This is a genomic window from Candidatus Termitispirillum reticulitermitis, assembly GCF_054655775.1.
Map to the genome: position 1 here is coordinate 1 of NZ_BAAIHG010000005.1, position 22438 is coordinate 22438.

The 22438-nt window shown below is 41.8% G+C and carries 20 protein-coding genes; 11 read left to right on the forward strand and 9 right to left on the reverse strand.

The window, feature by feature from the left end:
- Positions 1–926: alanine racemase (alr, locus tag AC1MDJ_RS01235; RefSeq protein WP_479689136.1), on the reverse strand; the 926-nt coding region annotated here is incomplete at its 3' end.
- A 10-nt stretch (positions 927–936) separates the two neighbouring features.
- Positions 937–2973: a methyl-accepting chemotaxis protein gene (locus tag AC1MDJ_RS01240; RefSeq protein WP_479689137.1), complete on the reverse strand. Its 2037-nt coding sequence runs from the start codon at positions 2971–2973 to the stop codon at positions 937–939.
- A gap of 184 nt (positions 2974–3157) precedes the next feature.
- Between AC1MDJ_RS01240 and aspA the strand changes: the two genes are divergently transcribed.
- Positions 3158–4576, forward strand: coding sequence for an aspartate ammonia-lyase (gene aspA, locus AC1MDJ_RS01245; protein WP_479689138.1), 1419 nt, complete (start codon positions 3158–3160; stop codon positions 4574–4576).
- A 50-nt stretch (positions 4577–4626) separates the two neighbouring features.
- On the forward strand, positions 4627–5577 hold the full coding sequence (locus tag AC1MDJ_RS01250; protein WP_479689139.1) for a UDP-glucuronic acid decarboxylase family protein: 951 nt from the start codon (positions 4627–4629) through the stop codon (positions 5575–5577).
- Positions 5578–5629: 52 nt separating this feature from the next.
- On the opposite strand, the gene AC1MDJ_RS01255 is transcribed toward AC1MDJ_RS01250, so the two are convergent.
- Positions 5630–7426, reverse strand: a complete 1797-nt coding sequence (locus AC1MDJ_RS01255) for an ATP-dependent DNA helicase (protein WP_479689140.1) — start codon at positions 7424–7426, stop codon at positions 5630–5632.
- A gap of 91 nt (positions 7427–7517) precedes the next feature.
- Between AC1MDJ_RS01255 and AC1MDJ_RS01260 the strand changes: the two genes are divergently transcribed.
- Together AC1MDJ_RS01260 and AC1MDJ_RS01265 are read left to right on the forward strand one after the other, a co-directional pair.
- A complete protein-coding gene (locus AC1MDJ_RS01260; protein WP_479689141.1) occupies positions 7518–8099 on the forward strand; it encodes an LPP20 family lipoprotein in 582 nt (193 codons plus the stop codon).
- A 60-nt stretch (positions 8100–8159) separates the two neighbouring features.
- The gene (locus AC1MDJ_RS01265) at positions 8160–8885 is read left to right on the forward strand and encodes an amino acid ABC transporter permease (RefSeq protein WP_479689142.1); all 726 of its coding nucleotides are present in this window, start codon (positions 8160–8162) and stop codon (positions 8883–8885) included.
- On the opposite strand, the gene purB is transcribed toward AC1MDJ_RS01265, so the two are convergent.
- Complete coding sequence (gene purB / locus AC1MDJ_RS01270; RefSeq protein ID WP_479689143.1) at positions 8886–10319, reverse strand: adenylosuccinate lyase; 1434 nt, start codon at positions 10317–10319, stop codon at positions 8886–8888.
- Positions 10320–10439: 120 nt separating this feature from the next.
- Between purB and AC1MDJ_RS01275 the strand changes: the two genes are divergently transcribed.
- The 5 genes from AC1MDJ_RS01275 to AC1MDJ_RS01295 all read left to right on the forward strand — a co-directional run bounded on the left by AC1MDJ_RS01275 (position 10440) and on the right by AC1MDJ_RS01295 (position 14992).
- On the forward strand, positions 10440–11687 hold the full coding sequence (locus AC1MDJ_RS01275) for a GmrSD restriction endonuclease domain-containing protein (protein WP_479689144.1): 1248 nt from the start codon (positions 10440–10442) through the stop codon (positions 11685–11687).
- A 72-nt stretch (positions 11688–11759) separates the two neighbouring features.
- Positions 11760–11978 (forward strand): hypothetical protein, encoded by a 219-nt coding sequence (locus AC1MDJ_RS01280; RefSeq protein ID WP_479689145.1) that lies wholly within the window; start codon positions 11760–11762, stop codon positions 11976–11978.
- Positions 11938–12354 carry a PIN domain-containing protein gene (locus AC1MDJ_RS01285; protein ID WP_479689146.1) on the forward strand — a complete coding sequence of 139 codons (417 nt, stop codon included), beginning with the start codon at positions 11938–11940 and terminating at the stop codon, positions 12352–12354. Before AC1MDJ_RS01280 ends, AC1MDJ_RS01285 begins: the two co-directional genes overlap by 41 nt.
- A 2-nt stretch (positions 12355–12356) precedes the next feature.
- The gene (locus AC1MDJ_RS01290) at positions 12357–13577 is read left to right on the forward strand and encodes a phosphoribosyltransferase-like protein (RefSeq protein WP_479689147.1); all 1221 of its coding nucleotides are present in this window, start codon (positions 12357–12359) and stop codon (positions 13575–13577) included.
- Positions 13578–13861: 284 nt separating this feature from the next.
- A complete protein-coding gene (locus tag AC1MDJ_RS01295; protein ID WP_479689148.1) occupies positions 13862–14992 on the forward strand; it encodes a reverse transcriptase family protein in 1131 nt (376 codons plus the stop codon).
- Here AC1MDJ_RS01295 and AC1MDJ_RS01300 read toward each other — a convergent pair.
- From AC1MDJ_RS01300 to AC1MDJ_RS01320, 5 genes are all read right to left on the reverse strand, one after another.
- On the reverse strand, positions 14970–15110 hold the full coding sequence (locus AC1MDJ_RS01300; protein WP_479689149.1) for a hypothetical protein: 141 nt from the start codon (positions 15108–15110) through the stop codon (positions 14970–14972). The genes AC1MDJ_RS01295 and AC1MDJ_RS01300 overlap by 23 nt on opposite strands.
- 176 nt (positions 15111–15286) lie before the next feature.
- Entirely contained in the window at positions 15287–15502 is a 216-nt protein-coding gene (locus AC1MDJ_RS01305) for a hypothetical protein (RefSeq protein ID WP_479689150.1), read from the reverse strand.
- Positions 15499–15762, reverse strand: a complete 264-nt coding sequence (locus AC1MDJ_RS01310) for a hypothetical protein (protein WP_479689151.1) — start codon at positions 15760–15762, stop codon at positions 15499–15501. Before AC1MDJ_RS01310 ends, AC1MDJ_RS01305 begins: the two co-directional genes overlap by 4 nt.
- 79 nt (positions 15763–15841) lie before the next feature.
- On the reverse strand, positions 15842–18412 hold the full coding sequence (locus AC1MDJ_RS01315; protein WP_479689152.1) for a DEAD/DEAH box helicase: 2571 nt from the start codon (positions 18410–18412) through the stop codon (positions 15842–15844).
- On the reverse strand, positions 18412–20085 hold the full coding sequence (locus AC1MDJ_RS01320) for a site-specific DNA-methyltransferase (RefSeq protein ID WP_479689153.1): 1674 nt from the start codon (positions 20083–20085) through the stop codon (positions 18412–18414). Before AC1MDJ_RS01320 ends, AC1MDJ_RS01315 begins: the two co-directional genes overlap by 1 nt.
- A gap of 442 nt (positions 20086–20527) precedes the next feature.
- Between AC1MDJ_RS01320 and AC1MDJ_RS01325 the strand changes: the two genes are divergently transcribed.
- Together AC1MDJ_RS01325 and AC1MDJ_RS01330 are read left to right on the forward strand one after the other, a co-directional pair.
- Complete coding sequence (locus AC1MDJ_RS01325) at positions 20528–20674, forward strand: hypothetical protein (protein WP_479689154.1); 147 nt, start codon at positions 20528–20530, stop codon at positions 20672–20674.
- Between the two features lie 49 nt (positions 20675–20723).
- Positions 20724–22289 (forward strand): ribonuclease J, encoded by a 1566-nt coding sequence (locus AC1MDJ_RS01330; protein ID WP_479689155.1) that lies wholly within the window; start codon positions 20724–20726, stop codon positions 22287–22289.
- Positions 22290–22438 lie beyond the last annotated feature (149 nt).

A 22438-nucleotide genomic window follows, 5' to 3' on the forward strand; every position in this document is an offset into this window, starting at 1 on the left:
CCAATAATAGGTACGCGCTTACCGCCCACCACTACTTCTACTTTCCCTGATAGCTTACGGCTCCAGCCGTCTGCATAACCTATAGACAGCGTGGCAATGCGTGTAGGTTTTGTCGTTACGTAGTTCGCCTCATAGCTGATTGAAGTGCCCTCAGGGACTTCTTTTAACATTGCTATTTGTGTCATAAGTTTCATAGCTGGTATTAAAGATGCCGTATTCCTACTATTAGGTGATGGGCTCAATCCATACATAGCAGCTCCAACCCGCACCATATCCAAGTGAGTTTGAGGCATATCAAGAGTAGCGGCACTGTTTGCAGTGTGAACTATTGGCACTTTTATGCCCGCATCTCTTATCGCTGTGAGAACATCTCCAAAAAGATGTATCTGATTCATCGTGTGTCTCTTATCAGTAGCATCAGCTAGTGCAAAGTGCGTATAAATACCTTCTATTTCAATATTTGGCAGTTTATTTATGGTTGTTACCAGCTCTGTGGCATCGCGGGGAAACATTCCGAGTCTGCCCATCCCCGTATCAACCTTTACATGTATCTTTGCTTTTTGCCGTAGCTCAGTTGCCGCATTTGATATTGAGAGTGCCTGCTCCATAGTAAAGATAGTAGGGGTTACATGGTTTGCTACCAGCACGTGAGATTGTATATATGGGGTATGCCCCAGCACCAGTATCGGTGCAATAAAACCAGCATCTCGCAGAGCTAGTGCCTCAGAGAGGACTGCTACGGCTAAATAGTCTGCTCCTGCATCAATTGCCTCTCTAGCTATTGGAACAGCACCATGTCCGTAGCCATCAGCCTTTATTACGGCGCAAAACCGTGCAGTAGGGGCAATTTTATTCTTAAATAAACGCACGTTGCTTCTGACAGCGGATAGATTTATTTCCGCTCTAGTAGGATGTCCGTATAGCATCAATTCTCCTCTATACCTTAAACTTAACGAGGCTTTTCCTGAGTGTCTCAGTCCGCGCTTGCATACGCTGGACGGTAACAACCACGTTGTCTAATATCTGAACGTTTTCTTCCACACCGACAGACATTGACTGCATGTTGTCGTTCACGCTCTTTATCATATCAAACTGATTATTGATGACATCGTTAATATCGGCAGTCGTGGCAGAAATATCATTAACAGATTCCACTACAGAAGAGAACTGAGTGCCAGCCAGCGCAACGCTTTCTATGCCCTTATCCACGCTAATATCGGCATCTTGCATCTCTTTTGACGCTATTTCAGCCTCTTTCTGTAAACTGTTGATTATGGCAGCTATCTCGTTTGTAGAACGCTGTGTGCGCTCTGCCAGTTTGCGGACTTCATCTGCTACTACGGCAAAACCTCTCCCAGCCTCACCAGCCCTAGCAGACTCTATAGCAGCATTTAGTGCCAGTAGATTGATTTGGTCGGCGATGTCGTTTATTACATTCAAAATTTCACCTATGTCGTCAGACGAATTTCTCAGGTTCTTTATTGTAGAGCCTAGTGCTGTCGTGTTGCTCCTAATACTGTCCATATTAGCAAGGATATACTTTAGCTGAGTGCTCCCCTGTTCCACATGGCTCTTTGCCGTGTCCATATCGTTTATATTTTTAGTCAAGCTGTTGGTCATGGCATGGGTGTGGTCGTTGATAGACTTCATCTTTGTAGCCACGTAGGATATATTTTCTGATTGCCCATTGAAAGCTAGGGCTATCTGCCCAATAGTTGTTGCAAGCTCGTCATTGCTACTTGCAACTTCGTCAGCAACTGATTTAACATCGCCTATAATATTGTGAACACTACTGGCAAAAACATTGAAGTGTCTTGCGAGTTTGCCTATTTCATCTGTTGAGTCAGCATTGAGTCTGCGCGTTAAATCGCTTGAATCAGCGTTATAGTTTGCCATCGTATTGACAAAGCCCACTATTTTTTTAATAACATTATCCTTTAGATAAAATATTATAATCACGCCAGCTACAACAAATACCAGCACTGCTACAACAATCACGTTACTGGCTCTATTGGCGAGCGTATATAAGTCGGTAGCTTTGAGAACTGTGTTGCTGCTAGTTAGCTCTTTAATGTCCTCAGTTAGAAGAACAATCCTATCTTCAAGCTTGCCACGCTCACTTCTTATAGCGGAGACGGTAGCCAGCTGCTCAAGTGAGCGGTCAAAAGTCTCCATGTATTTGTTATAATGGACGGTTATCTTGCTGACATAGTTACGCGTTTGTGAATTCTGCATATTATCAGCGAGTTGCTGTATACTGTTGCTGACAGCTTTAAGCTCATCATTGTAGAGCTTAGTTACATGGTCTATAGATATCGTATTTGTAGCGATTATTAGAGCGTCAGTGTTTTTTTGCAACACTACATCCATGTGGCGACAGATATTTAATGCCAATGATACCCGCCCTATAAGCGAGCGATAACCTGCAGTGCCGTCTTTGGTTAGAGTAAGTAGCGAGACCACCCATGCAGACGTGCTTTCAAGCTCTTTAGAGAAAGAGCCGTGTATTCGCACAAGCTCGTCAATATCTTTTTTGACAGAGGCGATGGCATTTTTCTCTTCGTCAATCAGTTTCTTATAGCTATCTAGTGTGTCACTTATAGTATTAACAGAAGTCGTAATGTTTGAGTCGCTGGCTGCGTCGCCGTGTAAATCATAGTTTGCCGTTATAGCCTTGACTGTGTTTGTGCTGTCTATGGTCATTGCGTAGTATTCTGATAGGAACTTGTAGTAAGAATCTTCGCTGTGAGTGAAGTATAGGGTAGTGTAGTAGCGCATACGGTTATATTTGTCGGTGAACTCATTCATAGCATCAGATAGGGGCATTGCTATTTCAGATATGTCGCTCATGCGATTTTTAGTAATAGAGAACACACCAAGCGATACCACAGCAAACACCAGCCCTACAATAAATAGTGCTACAATGCCTGTACGTATCTTAAATGATAGAGTTTTTGTCTTAAAAAATTTCATAACGCCCCATTTTATATCATTTCAAGATTAAAGCAATATCTTTACCACATGATTAGCTAACAAAGCAAATTTACCATTATTATTCTTTTTAATTTTATAACCCAATTATAAATTTAGTCTTGACAACCTGAAATAGTTAAGGTTATATTTTAATGCAAAGAGAATAAAATATAAGGAGGTGGCTATGGACTATCGTAAAGAAAGTGATTCTATTGGCGAGATTAATGTCCCTGTTGAGGCTTACTACGGAGCGCAGACAGCAAGAGCAGTTGAGAATTTCCCAATCACTGGACAAAAGCTACATCCTGCACTAGTTCGTGCAATAGTTATAGTTAAAAAGGCAGCAGCTTTGGCAAACAAGACCGCAGGGCAGCTCTCAGCAAATATAGCAGACGCTATTGTCAAGGTTTGCGATGAAATATTAAGTGGCAAGCTGACAGAGTGGTTTGTTGTTGACCCAATTCAAGGAGGGGCGGGCACATCTATAAATATGAATGCTAACGAGGTAATATCTAATCGTGCCACAGAATTGCTTGGCAAGAAACGTGGAGATTACAGCCTCATCAACCCAAACGACCACGTAAATATGGGGCAGAGCACAAATGATGCCTTCCCTACAGCTATACGCATTGCTGCGTTAGACCTATCAACAGCACTGATTGACGAGATGAATAAGCTGTCAAAAGCGTTCACTGACAAAGCAAAGGAGTTTGATGGTGTTCTAAAAATGGGACGCACGCATCTGCAAGATGCTGTGCCTATTCGATTAGGGCAGGAATTTGATGCATATCGCAGGTTAGTTGATAGAGACATTGCACGCATATCAACGGCATCAAAGAGCTTGTTGGCTGTTAATATAGGCGCAACAGCGGTAGGCACAGGCTTGAATGCTGATGTGAACTATATAAAGAATGTGGTTAAAGAGCTGGCAAAATTGACGAGCTATGACATATCTAATTCAGAAAGCCTTGTAGATGGAACGCAAAACGCCGATGCATATATAGAAATCAGCTCAGCATTAAAAGTGTGCATGGTGGGGATGTCAAAGGTTTGCAACGATATACGTCTAATGGCATCCGGTCCGCGATGCGGGTTGAACGAATTACTCTTGCCACCACGTCAGCCCGGTAGCTCTATAATGCCGGGCAAAGTCAACCCTGTAATGGCTGAAGTAGTGAACCAATCAGCATTTCAAGTAATAGGCAACGACTTGACAATCTCTATGGCATGCGAGGCGGGACAGTTTGAGTTGAACGTAATGGAGCCTGTCATCGTCTATAACCTGTTAAATTCAATGTCTATAATGACGAATTCTTTTAGAGTGTTTCGTCAATATCTGCTTGAAGGGATAGTAGCCAATAAACAGCGTATGAATGATTATGTAGATAGTTCGGTTGGTGTAGTTACCGCCCTAAACCCGCATATCGGCTACAAGGCAGCGGCGAAGATTGCTAAAGAAGCAATATCTACGGGTAAGCCTGTTCGTGAAATAATATTGCGCGATAAAATACTGACACAACAAGAGCTTGATATTATACTGGACCCGCAGGAAATGACTACCCCCGGTATATCTGGAGCTAGTTTGCTAAAGAATAATAAGTAATACAAGGCATTTGCAATCTATAAAAAATCTGCTATATTACTGATATAAATATGAAGCGGATATTAGTTACTGGCGGGACGGGGTTTCTCGGCTCAAATTTGTGTGTAAGGCTTATCAGCGAGGGGCACGCTGTTGTCTGCGTGGATAACAACTACACAGGCAGTCTTGATAATGTATCTGACATAATAAAATCACCTAATTTCAAGTTTATAGAGCACGATATCACTACACCACTCAAACTAGATGAACACATAGACCAGATTTATAACCTCGCCTGCCCCGCATCTCCCCCTGCATATCAGGGAAAAATGGCTATTCAGACCACTAAAACCTGCATTATAGGCGGGCTGAATATGCTGGAACTGGCAAAAAAGAATAGTGCGACTATTTTGCAGGCATCTACATCAGAGATTTATGGCGATGCGCTGGAACACCCGCAGAGTGAAAGCTATCGTGGCAATGTGAACCCGATAGGCATCCGCGCTTGCTATGACGAGGGCAAACGCTGTGCCGAAAGTCTATTTTTTGACTATTACAGGGAAGAAAAGATTGATATAAAGGTTGTCCGCATATTTAACACTTATGGACCTAGGATGAACCCCGATGATGGGCGTGTTGTCAGCAACTTTATCTGCCAAGCATTGCAGTCTAAAGACATCACTATCTACGGAGATGGCTCGCAGACGCGTTCATTTTGCTATGTTGATGACCTGATAGAGGTAATAGTGCGGATGATGAACAGTCCCAAGGAGTTCACAGGACCAGTCAATATCGGCAATCCATGCGAATTCACCGTGAACGAGTTGGCAGAAAAGGTAGTGGCTAAAATTGGCAGTTCGTCAAAAATAATATACAAACCCTTGCCTGCCGACGACCCGAAACAACGACGCCCCGATATAACCCTCGCAAAAGAAAAACTCTGCTGGGAGCCACAAGTAATGCTAGATGAAGGACTTGATAAAACTATTCAATATTTCAAGGCGGTTATAACCGCATTTTAATCTGCTCTAAGACTAAAGCTCACGTTGTTCGCTCTCACGCCTTGCAATTGTTTTACCTTGTGAATTCAATAGCTTCACTAAAATCGTTTGTGACCCTAGCACCTGATGCAGCCTGTAAAAAGCTCTTGCCATAACGTTGTTTCGTTATTCTATTATCAAGCACCACTAATAACCCCTTGTCGCTTTCGTGTCGTATCAACCTGCCTACTGCCTGCTTGAAGTATAGAACCGCCCTTGGTAGGTAATAATTATTAAAGCTAGAACCTGTCTCATCCTCTACTAGTTTCATCTTACGCTCGTAGTATAAATCCTTGAAATATTCAAATGGCAGTTTGTCCAATATAACCATGCGAAAGTTGCCTCGCGCTAAGTCTATCCCCTCACGCAACATTGCACAACCCACTAGCACTTTGTCATCTGCTGATGTAAAGTCCTCCCAGTCTCCATCCTCTTGGGATATTACGTGCTTTTTGTGCATCATATCTATTGAGAGTGCATCTACTAGATTATTCATCCGCTTTATGCTATTGCAGATAACCAGCGCAGAGCCATCTAAAGATTGCAATAATTTTGAAATCAGCTTATTTTTTGCTTCATCTTCCGTATGGGCTATGTCCGGTGCGTAGAGCAACGCCTGCTGATTCATCTGAAATGTGGGAGGCATCGTTTTAATGTTGTCTGCATCCACCATATTGACAAGCCCTGTTTCACGCAAAAAGTAGTCAAAACTGCCATTTGCAGCAATAGTCGCACTCACAAAGATAGATGATGTAGTTAATTCGTCTAACCCCCGTGCCAGCTCATCGCCAACGTGCAATGGCATAAAACGCAGGGTGACGTCCTTTCTGATTTTTTCCGCTACGCGCAAACCTTCGTCCTCGTGTTTGCTGTCCAGCTCGGTGAAAGCATCGTTCCACTGCGTCCATTCATCCTTTAGGTCGCTATCGTTTGCATCCCGCACCAGCTCTATACAGGTGTCTATGAATGGATAGATTAGTTCGCGCACACCGTCATACAGCACCTTGCCGTCAGCGAGCTTGATGATAAGCGTTTCATAGTGCTTTGCAAGTGCCGTAAATTTCTCAAAGTCCAGCTTGTCCTTATGCTCCTCTAGGCTATTGATTATACGCTTGAGCGATATATCTATCCCCGCAAAGACGGCAAATATGTCAGCTACGGAATGCGCCTCGTCAAAGACTACGTGCTCAACTGGATTAAACACCTGTCCCATAGAGTCTTTGCTCAGTTTCATGGCGATGTCGCTAAACACAAGGTGATGGTTCGTGATAATGACATTTGCCGCATTTGCTGCCTCACGCGCTAGGTAAAAAGGGCAGGTTTTATAATACTGGCATTTATTGTAGATACATTGCTTGCTGTCGGCACTCATCTTGTCGGTTATGCCTGCATCAAACATTCCGCGTGGCACTTCTATGATAGATTCCTGCTGCTGGCGTTCATACCATTCTATCACATCTGCGTAGAATATGGCGTTTGGATAAACCCAGCGCATAAACCTGTGTGGGCAGAGGTAATTTTTGCGCCCTTTCAGCACAGCCACGCTCCTGTCACCAAATAGGGCTTTTATAACGGGAATGTCTTTCTTGTATAGCTGTTGCATCAGCTGTTTTGTCTTGGTAGATATTATAACGCGTCTGCCCTGTGCAAAGAGTGGCACTAAGTAAGCCATTGTTTTACCACTGCCAGTTGGAGCTTCTAAAATAAGGTTTTTATAGTTACATAGGGCATCTCCTATGAGATTAGCCGCCTTCAGCTGGTTGGTGCGGGGGTAATAGTCTTCTATGAGAGCAGGTAGCTTATCCGCGTTTAAGAATATATCGTCAAGCATTGGTAATTATACCAATAAAAATAATATTTGACAACTGGACGTTTGGGTGTTAACATTAAAAATACTACCATATTAGGAGGAGAGAATCTTAATGAAAAAGTTGTTATTATTGGCTGGTATAGCTATTTTTGCTGTAGCTTGTGTTGGCAGTAGCCCGAAACCTGCAGGTGTAGCGGCTGCGGCGGCTCCCGGTTGTTTGACTGGTGCACCTGATTGGGTATTATCTGGCGGTGCTGAAGGTGAATACCTGAATGGCGTTGGTTCTGCAAAGATTGGACCTGCTGGGGTGCAATTTGCCCGCACGGCAGCTCAAGGTAGTGCGCGCGATGAAATGGCTAGGACGTTGGAAGTGAAAGTTGAAAATATGCTGAAAGACTTCACACAACAAACTGGCGTTGGCGATTCAGCTGTCGTTGACAGGGTAACTGCTAACGTGTCAAAGCAAGTATCAAGCCAAACGCTGACTGGCACTAAGCAGAAAGCAATGTGGGCTTCGCCTTGCAACGAACTGTATGTGTTAATGGCTGCTGATGCTAATACGCTTCAGAAGTCTGTAAAAGATTCTGTGAACTCTAGTCTCAAGAACGAAGCGGCTGCTTGGCAACAATTCCAAGCTAAGGGTGCTCAAGACGAGCTAGATGCTGCTGTTAACAAGTCGTTCCCGAAGCAATAGTGACCAAATAGAGAATCTCCCCCCGATAGGTGGGAGATTCTTTTCTTATAGGAGTGTTTGATGTTTGATGACTGGGCTGATTTAGACGTCGCTACATTCCGCTACAAGTTTTTCGTATCAGTCATCGCTGATGAGCGTTGGCAACTGTATCTTGCTGGACTTGGCAATACAATCATTCTTGCGCTTGTCGCTTGCCTTATGGGTTCTTTTGTAGGCACATTCGTTGCTTTTGTCCGCTATATAGACTATACCAACAAGCAGGCAAATACGCCTAGCATTATATTTACCATATTAGGCAAGCTGTGCAATGTATATACGACTAGTATACGTGGCACACCGCTGATGATACAGTTGTTAATCCTCTATACGGTTGCTTTCAAGGGTGGCTTTGAGGCATGCATATTCGGTTTCGGCATCAATTCGGGTGCGTATATATCGGAGATTATCCGTGCGGGGCTTATGTCTATCCCCAAGGGACAGTCAGAGGCGGGGTGCTCGCTAGGGATGACACGCTGGCAGACGTTGCGCATCATTATCCTGCCACAAGCAGTCAAGAATATTTTACCCGCACTATTCAATGAGTTTATCTCGCTGTTAAAGGAAACATCTATTGCGGGCTACATTGCAGTGCGTGATTTAACAAAGGCTGCGGATGGCATCAAAGGGCGGACGTTTCAAAGTATGCCACTGTTTATTACCGCATTCATTTACCTAGCACTGGTTATGGGTTTGACGCGCGTTCAAGAACGTATGGAACGCACGCTGGCTAAAGACGTGAGACACTAATTACACCTTAATATCAACTACCTTGCCCAGTGCTGTGCTATACTCGTCTAATACTGGGTTTATATGTTCCTCTATGAATTCCGCTACCTGTTCAGGTGCGCGCCCGGTGTAGTCTTGGGGGTTCAGTAGCTTACGGATGCGTTCTGCCGATAAAGGAATCTCTTTGTCGTTTGCTAATAGCTCTAACATATTATTCTTTAAGCCTAACTGTTTTACGTTATCCGCCGCCTTAATAGACGCAATCCGCACGCGTTCGTGCATAGCTTGCCTGTCAGCACCCGCTTTAACAGCTTCCATTATTATATTTTCAGTTGCCATAAAGGGCAGTTCTTCTGCCACCCTGCGAGCGATTATCTTGTCATAGACTACAAGCCCGCCTGTTATGTTTATTAGCAATTCTAGTATAGCATCAGCACTCAAAAATGCCTCTGATATGCTCATTCTGCGGTTGGCGGAGTCGTCAAGCGTTCGCTCAAACCACTGCGTAGCGTGCGTGTAGTATGGGTTAGCCGAAAGACTTATGACAAAGCGCGCCAGCGAGCAAATCCGTTCCGAGCGCATAGGGTTGCGTTTATACGCCATAGCACTAGAGCCAATCTGCCCCTTCTCAAAAGGCTCTTCAACCTCTTTTAGGTGCGCTAGCAGTCGCACATCCGTGCCGAACTTATGGGCTGATTCCGCCACACCCGCAAGTGCCGCAAGCACTTTGGAGTCTTGTTTTCTGCTATACGTCTGCCCCGTGACGGGCTGAATACGTTCAAAACCCATCTTTTCAGCTGTTAGTCTGTCAAGCCTTTTCACCTTGTCGTGGTTGCCGTCAAATAGGCTCATAAAAGATGCTTGTGTGCCAGTTGTTCCCTTTGCGCCACGAAACATTAGGCTAGATATGACAAAATTTATACTTTCTAGGTCTATCAGCAAATCTTCCATCCAGAGTGTAGCGCGTTTCCCCACTGTGGTGAGCTGTGCGGGCTGAAAGTGTGTGAAACCCAATGTTGGCAACGATTTATATTGCAAGGCAAACGTTTTTAGGTTAGATAGAACGTTGACGATTTTTGCGCGGATTAGTGTAAGTGCCTCACGCATTATTATCAGGTCGGCGTTGTCGCCTACGTAGCAACTAGTTGCCCCAAGGTGGATAATCGGCATTGCACTTGGGGCTGCCTTGCCGAATGTGTGGACATGCGCCATAACATCGTGGCGAAACTTGCGCTCCATCTCCCTAGCATAGTCGTAGTCTATGGGCAGAATGTTAGCCCGCATTTCGGCGATTTGCCCGTCCGCAATGGGTAGTCCAAGCTCTTTTTCCGCCTCAGCAAGGGCAATCCATAGTTTGCGCCAAGTGGAGAACTTCTTATCAGGCGAGAACAGAGCGAGCATCTCTTTGCTGGCATATCGCTCAGCAAGCGGCGTTTCATATCTATCGTGCGACATAGCTAAATAATAGCAACGAATGGAGGGGGGTGTCAAGAGTAAGTGTTTTATAGTCGCCTTGACGGACGTTCAGTTTAGTGCTATAAGGGGTTAATATTAACGTCTTTTGGGAGAGACAAGATGAAAAAATATGAGACTCATTATGGCAGTAATTCTCTTAAAACTTGGGTAAATATGATGTTGACGGGAGCTAACGCCCTAAAACTGCCTAAATATCAAAGAAGTTTTGTTTGGACGTTAGATAGGTCTAAAAAGTTGATTGAAAGTATCAATGAGGGGCTTTTTATTCCGCCTGTCACTTATGCTATGTTTACGGGGGCTCAAGACGTTGAAGCTGGCATATACATTATTGATGGGCAACAACGTCTAACGTCTATATTGCTATTTCATCTTGGCTTTTGGTGGGAAGATGGCAGAAATATCCTTGAAGAAGATGACGAGGACATTGTGGCTAACACGCGCGGAACAAAAGAGTGGACATTTGAAAGCATTCAGAAAATCTATAACACTCTAAAAAATCCGTCAGTGGATAATCTTAGGAAACAGCTTGAAAAGGAGGGGTATTTCAGAATTGAAAGTATGACATCTTTCAAGGATGGCAAGGTAGATAAGAAACTTATTGAGAGTGCAGCGTCTATCTCTAAACTGGTGGATGACGATTTTCTTGCTAACCACGAGCTAGGCTTCTCCTACATAGACACATTATCAGGTAATAGCGAAGACGGCAAGAAACTGTTCGCTAATATATTCCGCAATATAAACACGACAAGTGTGGGACTCTCTCACGAGGAGACACGTGCCGCATTCTACTGGATAAGACCGAAACTCGTTGAGTTTTTCAAACCTGACTTTTTGCGATATTGTATGGTTGCCAAAGAAAAACTTGATTTTGCACGATATTTAGCAATCGTATCGCCCATTTATGATGCTTATCTTAAAAAAGAAAGTATTAAGAATATTCCTTCAGCAAGCTATTCGGCAATAGCAAGGGGCTATGCAAATAAGCTCAATGTTTATGTTATGAACTACGTGTCTGATATTGTTGAGAGTGAAAAGGGCAAGCGTGGACTTGCGGCAAGCAGGTATATGGAAAATATGCCTAAGTTTGAATCTGCATTCAAGACACTTTTTGGGGAGAATTTAGGTCGGTACAGGTTTGATAATAGCGCAGTTGCCGAAACCTATCTGTGCGGGCTTATCTTTTGGGTGTTGTTTGCGGGCTGTCGCATTGACTTTACAAAGGCATTCACACTTAAAGGACAACTAGAGAAATTAACCGCACATCAAAAGTCTGACGACAAGTTAAGCGGAATAAGGGAGAGGCTGAAACAATCAATAGAACTGTTTGAGGGGTATGTGAGGGGGTAGGAGGATGAACCTGTGACAAATTCTTATTTGCTAATCATACTAAAATATGTTATTATGGAGTAGGGGTGAATTGTGGTAAAGAAAACAATATCAATCGCTGATGATGTTTATGCACAGGTCAAAGGACAGCATAACTTTAGCGGGTTAGTGTCAATGCTCTTGACTGACTACATTCAACGTGCTAATGTTGAAAAAGCTCTTGGAGTGTTCGGTGCAATTCCTAGCGACATTGATGGAGTGACTGCTGTCAATGCTATGCGTAGCGAGGGCGAACTTGCACGGAGAACCTAATCAACGTATTTTAGTTGACACTGATGTGTTGATAGAATATCTACGTGGGAATAGGGCGGTGTTCAATACCTTAAAGCCTTTGCTTGTTGACGGATATGCTTGTATAAGCCCGCTATCTGTGTATGAGCTGTTTTCGGGTGCACGTTTTCATGAAAGGGATGCTATCAACACCCTAATCAACGCAATGAATATACTGCCACTAAGTATGGCGGTTGCCACCCTCGCTGGTGATAGACGTGGCACCTATCGTGCTAAAGGCATAACACTTGGGGATATTGATTGTATGATAGCCACCACAGCTATATCAAATAATATAAAGCTGTGGACTAGAAATGTTAAACACTATCCTGATGTTGAAATATATGGTTTGATATAAGTTTGACTAACGAAGAAATGCATGATAAGCTTATTGGAGTTCTTGTTAGAGGTAATGTAATGCCCATAAATACATTAAGTGATAGTAATTATGAAAAATCATACTTATCTTCTCACCCAGAAGCTAAAAAATGGCTAGAAAATTTTTACACTGAAGACCGTTATGCCCTTTCAATCATGTTAGATTGTTTGTTGTTTGTTTCGTATGAACGATTCAGGGACGGTATTGAAACTAAGCTATGTCAAATATTTGATGAACGCAAAACTAATAAAACAATTAAATCAAGAATTGGTCTTTATACAATAAAGCACCCTAATGACAATAAAAACATTTACGGAAGTGAGGATAGTCTCGGAAATATTTTAAAAGGAATATGTAAGAAATATTCCAAAAAATTTTACTTAGAGCCAACTAAAGAGCACTTAAAGGCTTGTGGCATTAAAAATGTAATTTTTGTTGATGATATAATTGCTTCTGGGACTAGGACACACAATTTTATTAAGCAACCCAAATTAGAAATATTAAGGTCACTGAGAAGTTTAGAATCCCTTAAAAAGATTGAGATAGCTTTCTTGGCATACGTTGTCTATAATAAAGGAGAGGAATGCATTAAGCGAAACTATCCTCACAGAACGATATATAAGTGTTTAGAGCAACCATTTTTTCCAGAAGACTTAAAAGAGGAACTTAAAGAGATATTAAAAAAATATAAAGCAAATAGTGGATATAAAGAAACCTTTGCAAGTGTTATATTCTATAACTCTATTCCAAATAATGTTCCTAGTATTTTGTGGAAACCAGTAGGAAAGATTCCATCTTTATTTGGCTCTCCTAACGATAAAATAATTCGCGATATTTCAGATGATTTGCAACATAGAAGCAGATTAAATGAAATATTATGGCACAACAAGCAATATAAGAAAGCTTTGAAATTATGCGAATCTTTAAGAGAAAAAAAGGATATGAATTTAGTTTATGTTGCGACACTCTTATTGAGAGGAGTTAAGGCAGAAAGCTTGCATAAACGTATGAATCTTACAAAAGAGCAGACAAAACAATATCTTGATAAGTTGTACAAGGTTGGTTTTATTGACGATAGACATAAACTCACTGTTCAGGGTAAATTTTGGCTTGATAAATGTATATATAGAAAAACTAAAATAAACGTTGATAAAAATGATATAATGTATTATCCTGTCACGTATAGGGGTATAAAGCTTTAGTGTTTGCTTTTGTTGGGAGTGTTGGAACCAGCATTCCTTTGGCAAAGTGAGATTTTTTAGGCTACGCCACGTAGCTTATTGCTCTGCTTTATTGATGTCTGCGGTATGCTTGACAGAAACCAGAGCAATAAACTCGCTCTACTACGTTTCGCGAGTCAAAGTAAAACTTTTGCTCCTTTATTGGCTCTTGCCTAGTATAGTATTGATTAGTTGATAGATATGCTAGGCAGGAGCTGTATCTTGAAACCTTGACCAAAATCAAAGTTTATTTTATTGAGGTAAATGTGGAAGACGTAACACCAAGAAATATTTTACTGGAAGGCAGGAATGAAGCCAAAGACGAGGTGGCTTTGCAGGAAATGCATGAATACGCCAAAACACTTTATGATAAAGGATTTCCAATAATTTTTACATTAAAACATCTGTCCCTCGTCTGCAAGGTTTCTTACAATTTTTTGAGAGAGATTGTTGCTACGCATATTAAGCCATATAGAGTATTTTATATAAAAAAACAAAACGGGAGAAAACGTCAAATTACCGCTCCAGACCCACAATTGTTAAAAGTTCAAAAATGGATAAATAAATTTATTCTTATGCAGGAATCTAAAAACATTCCAACGTCTGTTACAGCCTATAAAAAAGGAACTTCTCCATTGAAAAATGCCCAACAACATCTTGCAGCTAGATTTCTGATAAAGTCAGACATACAAGATTTTTTTATAAATATTTCTGAACGGCAAGTTTATAAAGTTTTTAGGTCTTTTGGTTATAATCCTTTATTGTCTTTTGAGATGGCTCGTTTGACAACAATAGCGGGCAGAAAGCAAGTTAAATCCCCAAAAAAATATTCAATATATAGTGAATCAATCAAATCAAGACACTTGCCTCAGGGAGCACCTACTAGTCCAATGTTGGCGAATATAGTTTGCAAATCTATGGATTATGAACTTGAGAAGTTAGCTGTTGAAAAGAATTTAACGTATACAAGATATTCTGATGATATTGTATTCTCATCATATCAAAAGAATATCTCTAGGAGTGAAGCCAAAGATATAATTAAAGAAATACGTTCCGTGCTACACATGCACGGTTTCAAACAAAACCCCAAAAAAACTACATACGTTCCAATAGGCTCAAGAAAAATTGTTACGGGTATTGTTGTTGATAAGCAAGAAACTTTATTGCGCAAAGAATACCGCCATAAGATTGAGGGTTACTTAAAGTTCGCAAAAAAATACGGCGTTATCGGATTTTGTGATATGCACAAGAAGATGGGACAGCTTTATTTTTATAACTATCTAAATGGGTTGATTACATACGCAACAAGCATAGAACTTAAAAGAGGGATGGCTTATAGAGAGGAATTTAACAAACTTGATTTTGATAGAGATGTCATATCACTGACAACAACCTAGCTTCTAGCAGTGTCCGCATACCCCTGCGCCCATCAGCTATGAGAACGACATATACGCACATCTCACTGACGGTGTATATTATATAAGGCTTATAAAATACTTCCCTGTAATTCTTCATTCCAATCCCAAGCAGTTCTTTGGGGTATGTTCCACGATTAGGCAGTTCAAACAGGCTGTTGAATGAATGTTCAATACCACTTCATTACACGTTCCGCCTTTTCTGGCATATCGTTAACGGCTATATAGCTGTAAATACTGGACAAATCCCTACTGGCTTCGTCAGTAAGAAATACTTCATAGGTTGGCATTAGCTTTATATGCGTTTCTAGCTTGTCTAATGGCTTCACTAGCGGGGATATATTTGCCCTCGTCTATCTGTTTATTGCCAAGTGCCAATATTTTGAGTAGTGCAAGTGTTTCTTGTCGCTCCTCATAGCTTTTTATATCCGTCAAATCCGCTGACAACTTATCAGCACGTTCGGCACGTTTCGTATAATCCGTGATGTTCATATAGCACACCTTATCAACCCACAGCCTATGAAAATTATTACTATAAACGCCACTATTCCGTAGAGAATTAAAGTGCCTATTGCGTCAATTATCCCGTCAGACACGTCTTTATACCCTCTGTTGCTACCATAGCTGTTATACTCGTTGTTTTGCACCGCTTTGGCAACATACACCCCTCGTGCAGATGCATCCGCACGAGTGCGTTTCCACTCTTGATATTCCCTAAACTCTGCTAGTTCGTTTTTATCTACATCGTTCACTGCATGCCTCTTATGACGTTGTCTACATCTCACTTCAAGCAAAGGGCTTTCACTTGCAATTCCTCTCCATTTGCTGATACTACTTGTCTATTCTAATTTTTGCCTTTATCTGTTCTGCAACGTTTAGCCCGTCTTTGGAAGAACTTTCCGCTATCAAAAATAAGCCCTTACCTTGCATTTTCTCTTCCCATAATGCGCCAATTTGTACTTTTTCTTTAGTATTCTTTGAATCAATCAAGTGAAGTCCTTTATACTCCACAACTAAAACTCGCCCATCATCCAGCAATGCCACAAAATCAGGATAAAAGTTGCCTGTTGCAGTTGGCAAACTAAATGAATATGGGTGTTTAGCAACATTCCTTATCCAATATTTAACCTCTCCAAGACTATCAATGGCTCGGGCACACCCAAACTCTTCGCCTGTCCCATTCCCATCAATTTGTGGCACTCTGCTGGTGTAATGCTTAGCAAACTTAAACTTGCCGTGATATGAAAGTTGGTCTTCATACGTATTCTCTGTGAACTCAACTGCAATGTTAAAGTCTATTGCACCCTTGCCCTCTCGCATAAATATCGCAAAAGACTCATCTTTAGCTTTGCTCCGAGCTAAACTGATTTTAGTCGCCAGTTTGTCTTTTAGCGCATACTTGGCAATGTTGGCGGTAGTAAGGTTGACATCCTTTGCTTCGGTTAGGTGGTCAACCACTTGCTTTAACCAACTTCTCATTTTAGCTTGTGTAATATCATCTTGATGTAGTCTAATATCAAGCCAATCAACTAGACGTTGCACGGGTAAATCCCCAACATTTGCAACACTAACAGACGATTGCTCTGTATCAATAGCATATTGGAGTTTCTCATTATCAATGGTTATAATAAACCCTCTGCCCTGTGCTTCAATATTAAACTCATCAGTTTCAAGTTTAGGCGAGACGAACTTTTCAATATCCCAATCAAACTGTTCAAATATAATGTCAGGGGTAGCATGCACAAGTTTACCATCAACATCAACCATAAGGCAAGGAACACTAAACTTCTCCCCACTTTTTGCAGGGGACGGGACAGATTCACTGCTCTTGAACGCTGTAAATACTTGTTTTATCTTGAAACTATCAACTTCAGTTGCCACTTTGCATACAATCTCTATATCTTCTTCGGTAGTTTCACGAGTAAGTATAAGAAATTTGCCTGCCTGTGTCATACTTGCTGGTATATCTTTAGCGGGTAGAGGTTTCTCTAGCTCTATTTTGTTTATATCTTGACCGAACAGGCTTTTAGTTGGCAGTTGTTCTATAGTCGCCATAGCCTCGTTATCGTCAAACCCTTTCTTAACTAATTTCTCAACTAAAGCCTCTGCCGCCTCGCCAAATTTGCTTGATAAAACATAGGCATAAGCCTTGTTAAGTGCTGCTTTCTCCCTTGCCCTAGCATAGGGCATACGCATAACACGTCCAAGCAGTTGCTCCACTGATGTGCTACTCCTAACATTAGCAAGCGAACAGAGAACATAAGCAAACGAACAATCCCAGCCCTCTTTTAGAGCTTCAACGGTTATAATATACCTTATAGAGCAACTTTTATCAAAAACATTGATATTATCAAGTTCGTGTTGCTCGCCTGTGGCTATTGCAATTTCATTTTCTGGAATATTTGCCGTGTCAACTAGATGTGCTTTCAGTGCATCAACATTAAGTTCGCCGTCCTTATTTTGAGCTTGAAACAGCAAAATTGGGCGGATGTAATCTTTATCCCGTTCGGCTATTTTTTCAAGTTCGGCTCTCTTTGCTATAGCCTCATCAATCATCTGCTCCCAGCTCCAGTGTTCAACCAAAGCAATGGGAAGTTTTATCATTTCTTCCTCTTTAAGTTCTGTTGCACTTACGTTATACAGGGTATTGTTAGCTTTGCGTGGAGTAGCAGTCAGCTCAATAATAGCGGATGGGCTAATACGGCTCTGTGTTGTAGCGGTCAAATCGGTGACAGCGTTGTGTGCCTCGTCAACTATCATTATGGGCTTGTGGAAAAACAATAGGTTAGCAAATGAGTATTTAACCCGACTGCTATCCTCTTTCCTCTCCATCCCAGCTGTTGAGTACATACGGGCAAAATGTTCTTGAAAGTTTTCGTTGTCCTTATAGACGTTGTATTTAGTAGTGTTTTCCTTTACAAAGGACTGTATTGTTGACACGACTATGCAAACATTGTCCTCTACGTCTTGCGGTCTTATGTTGAACTTGTCGTCAAGGTCAAATACACGCACGTGTCCGCCGAATTGCCCATCTAACGCCTCTCTATATGGATGTCGTGGGTTTTTAAGTGCCTCTGCCGTCTGTTTCCGTATAGCATCACTTGGACAGAACCACAAAACAACTGGATAATCGCGCGAAAGCCACGTTTCACTTATAATCTTTATTGCATGGGCTGCTATGATAGTCTTTCCGCCACCAGTAGGGACTTTAATACAAATACGTGGAGTGTTGGGTATGCCATCCCAAACTTTGTAATCTTCGTCCAACGTCCCTAGTCTAGCCTTGACTTCAGGCTCGCTTATTATAGCCCTAAACGCCTTTCTATGCTCCACAACACGGCAACGTTCAAAGAACTTTTTAAGAATATCTAGTGTATTCTGCTGATATTGCTTTAGCACCATTATCTCACCTTTACATCATACGGAGTTTGCTTGAACTCTATATTTTTACTAACCCGTGAAGCTTCCCCATAAACTACCAGTTTGTCGTAGGGGAGATTGCCTATGCAAGAAGTTATTATATTGAGCGTTTTACTGGTTAATACGTTCCCGCCGTTCACACGTTTATCGTGTAAAATACCATTATAAAGCAGTGCATAAGCGACACCGTTATACACCCCTAAAAATGGAGAGGCAGTAGTTGGTTTGTTCCAAGGTGTTTTAGTCTCGCTGAACCAAATGTGGGTAGCAAGGTTGTCAAAGGTAATATTCGGCTGAATATTGCCCTCCTCGTCAAATACAGGCTCGCCCAACTCAAAGAACCTAAAACCGCCACCGCCAGTCCAACCGACAGCTTTACTTATTCCGCCCTGTTCGCCGTCAATTACCTTTTGCAGGCGCACGGCGCAATGCGTTTTTGCGTGTTCACCCATCTCAACGCCAATATATCTCCGTCCCATCTTTTGAGCTACGGCAGCAGTCGTGCCTGAGCCAAGAAACGAGTCAAGGACAAGGTCGCCTTTATCGGAATACATAGTTAGTATTCTTTCCAAAAGACTTTCAGGTTTCTTTCCATTCTTAAAGCCAATACCGCCTTCTAAATCTAATCTTCCCCAAGAAATGTCGTCCCAAGAAGTGCCAAGTTCCTCTGTTTTTGAAACTTTATCTCCTATCTTATTAGCAGAGTCCTTAAACCAAACAACCAAAGTCTCATTCCAGATATATTTCGTTGTTGCCTGTCCTTTTGACTTCCCGCTTGTTGGAATATAATCAAATGATATTAGTTTTTGCTTTTCATTTACAATACCATTTACTCTCGGCAAAATTGAGGTCTGGGCATTGGTAACCATAAATATTCTATCATAATATTTAGAATATGCTTGGCTTTGTGTTAGATTTTCTTCTTTCATTACTTTTGAGATACTAGAAAAAACAAAATCTGTATGCTCAAATACTTTAAGCCCATCTACTTCCTCTATTTGTTTTCGGTTGCCAAAATCCATAATAATTCTAGTATAGTAAAATCCTTTATCCTCATCTTTATGCTCTTGAATATGAACATCTATCGGGGTTTCTGTGTATAATTTTCTATACACAAATTTAATTCTATTTTTACAATACATAAGCACAAACTCTGTATTTTTCTTGGCTTTCTTATCTTCACCTCCGCCACTAGCCCCAGAACTAACTTTTGCTTTGATGCTGATTGTGTTTAAGAAATTGCTACGGTCAAATACTTCATCCATAATGACTTTTAAGTATGCCATTTCATCGTCATCTATTTGAATAGATATTACACCATATTCTGCTAATAACTCCCTTAATAATTCTACTCTTGGATACATCATAGCCAACCAAATAGAATGCTCTAAATTATCATCATATCCAACATCTTTACCATCTGCATCCTTTCTTGCTCCAGTATTATATGGCGGGTCTATAAAAATACACTTAACTTGCCCCGCATAGAAAGGCAACAGGGCTTTAAGTGCCTGTAGGTTATCGCCTTGAATAAGCATATTGCCAGTGTTTTTATCGCCATAAGAAAGTTCAGGTTTTTCGGTTAGCAAGCGATACGGCGTGTGTTTCGCCGCTTTCAAGTCTTCTTCACGTGTAAGCCAGTTCAGTATAGGCATTGTGCTATTTTTCCCCTTTTGTAAAACTAACCAAGATTATTTTGAGAAAGTTATGAACGGGTATTTCTCTCCCCCTAGATGAGCGTCAATGGCTGAACAAACCCCCCTCGTCTCCTGCGGAGACACTCCCCCGTTGGGGGAGAATATAAGAGGGGTGGCGGTGAAACCGCTGGGAAGGGTTAGGATAGGGACTCATAGCATTTCTTTTGACATCTAAAAATAATCGTGCTACAAAGGTAAAAAACGTGTCATTCTAACCTTGGCTAAATTTACAAACTTTTTATTGGCTTATGAGCTATTGCTGGAGTATATTTGACGTACTTTCGTCAAGCATAATTTACCTGTTTTTAATCTAGTCGGGTGTATAGTTGCCAAGGTAAAACTTGACAGGTTTTCATTCTGTCTGTTATTATATATCCATAAGGTAGTTGAGGGTAATGTCATGTTAGCAGTTAAAGGGTTTTACGATGGAAATGCTGTAAGGGTGAATGAACTGCTACCAGCAAGGCATAGTGGCAGTGTAGAAACTATTCCTAATGCATTCTTGACAGAACTTTTAGACATAACAAGAAGAATTTTCACGATATAAAGGCTTTTCCCCCTTGCTAATCTGTTTATTTTAGTATATTATTGTTCTAATGCAGAATAATGATATTCAAATATCCTGTCTTGGCGGGGCAGGCGAGATAGGGATGAACCTATATGTCTATGAAACAGCACGCAATGCAGTGGTAGTTGACTGTGGGGTGATGTTTCCGAATGCCTCTATGCCGGGTGTTGACTGCCTCTACCCGCGTATGGACTATCTAAAACAGATTAAAAAGAAAATTGACGGCATAGTATTCACACATGGTCATGAAGACCACATCGGTGGCGTGGATATGCTAGTTGATATTTTAAGAGTGCCTATATACACAGGGGCGTTCACGGCACGTCTGGTGGAACATAAACTCAGCTACGGGCAGACAAAAGCAGAGATTAAAGTTGTTGATGGGCAACGTAGCCATGAAATTGGCGGGTTTAAGATAGATTTCGTCAGATTGCCACACTCTATCCCTGATACGTATGGTTTGCGCCTTACCAGCGGCGATTTTTCGGCGTTGCACATGTCAGACTTGCGAGCTGATAATTTTAATAAACTAGCTGCAAGTCTAAAAACAGATAACCTCACCTGCCTATTGTTAGACTCTACTAACGCTAACTCAAGCAACAAGATTAATATCAGTGAGGAAGAGGTTTATGAGAATCTCGTTAAGCTATTTAAGCAGGCTAAAGGACGTATATTTTTCACAACATTTGCCTCTAATGTGACTCGTGTCAGCTCGGTAGCGCGGGCAGCTAAACGCGTCGGGCGCAAGATTGTCATAGTAGGAGCAGCTATGGAGCGCACTACGTTGATAGCTAAAGAGATGGGGCTGATAGATTTGCCCGATGATATGCTACTAACGGCTAATACGGCGTTCCACGAACCTGCTGATGATTTAGTGTATATGGCTGGGGGTTGTCAGGGCGAGTTTGCCAGTGCATTGCATTCTATAGCCTTTGATGAGCGCAGAGTCATTAAGATGTCGGACGACGATACGTTAATATTTAGTTCACGGGCTATACCCGGCAATGAGATGAACATAAGTGCTGTCATAAACGCCGCTATGCGACTTGGGGCAGATGTAGTGCAGGCGAGTGATGAGTTTGTGCATACTTCAGGACATATCACGCCGAAAGATGCGGAGATGCTCATTAAGGCACTCAAGCCCAAATATTTTATCCCTATACATGGCGAGTATATGCACATCAAGAAAAACATTGATGTTGCAGTTAAGTCTGGCGTTAGAGCTGATAACTGTTTGCTCATGGAGTCTGGGGAAAAGCTCATTTTTAGGGATAGTTCCTTTATGAATAAGAGAGAGGTGCCGTCTGGCAGGCTATATGCCGACCACAGGGGCAACTATCTATTTGACGATGACGGGTTGAATGTGCGCAGGCAACTAGCACGTGATGGGCTTGTGTTACTGGGGTTAGACGGCAAGGGCGTGCGGGTGCGCACGTATGGATTCACTATGAGCAATGCACAAAGCACACAACTGAAAGGTATGTTAAAGGATATTCATACGGGGGTTAAGGGTGGCAGAGATTTAATTATTCGCACCGTCAGACGCTACTTCCGCAAATACCAAGACAGACGACCAGTTGTGGAAATTTTGTAGTGATTAGTGCTAATTAGCGGCATGGACAGAAACATTAACCCCATCCATCTTATCTATCAACCCAAGCTCAATACACATTTGTTTGTGCATACTCACCGTAGGTGTAGTCTATCCAACAACAGGGGTGAAGCTTTCCATCTGTTGTATAG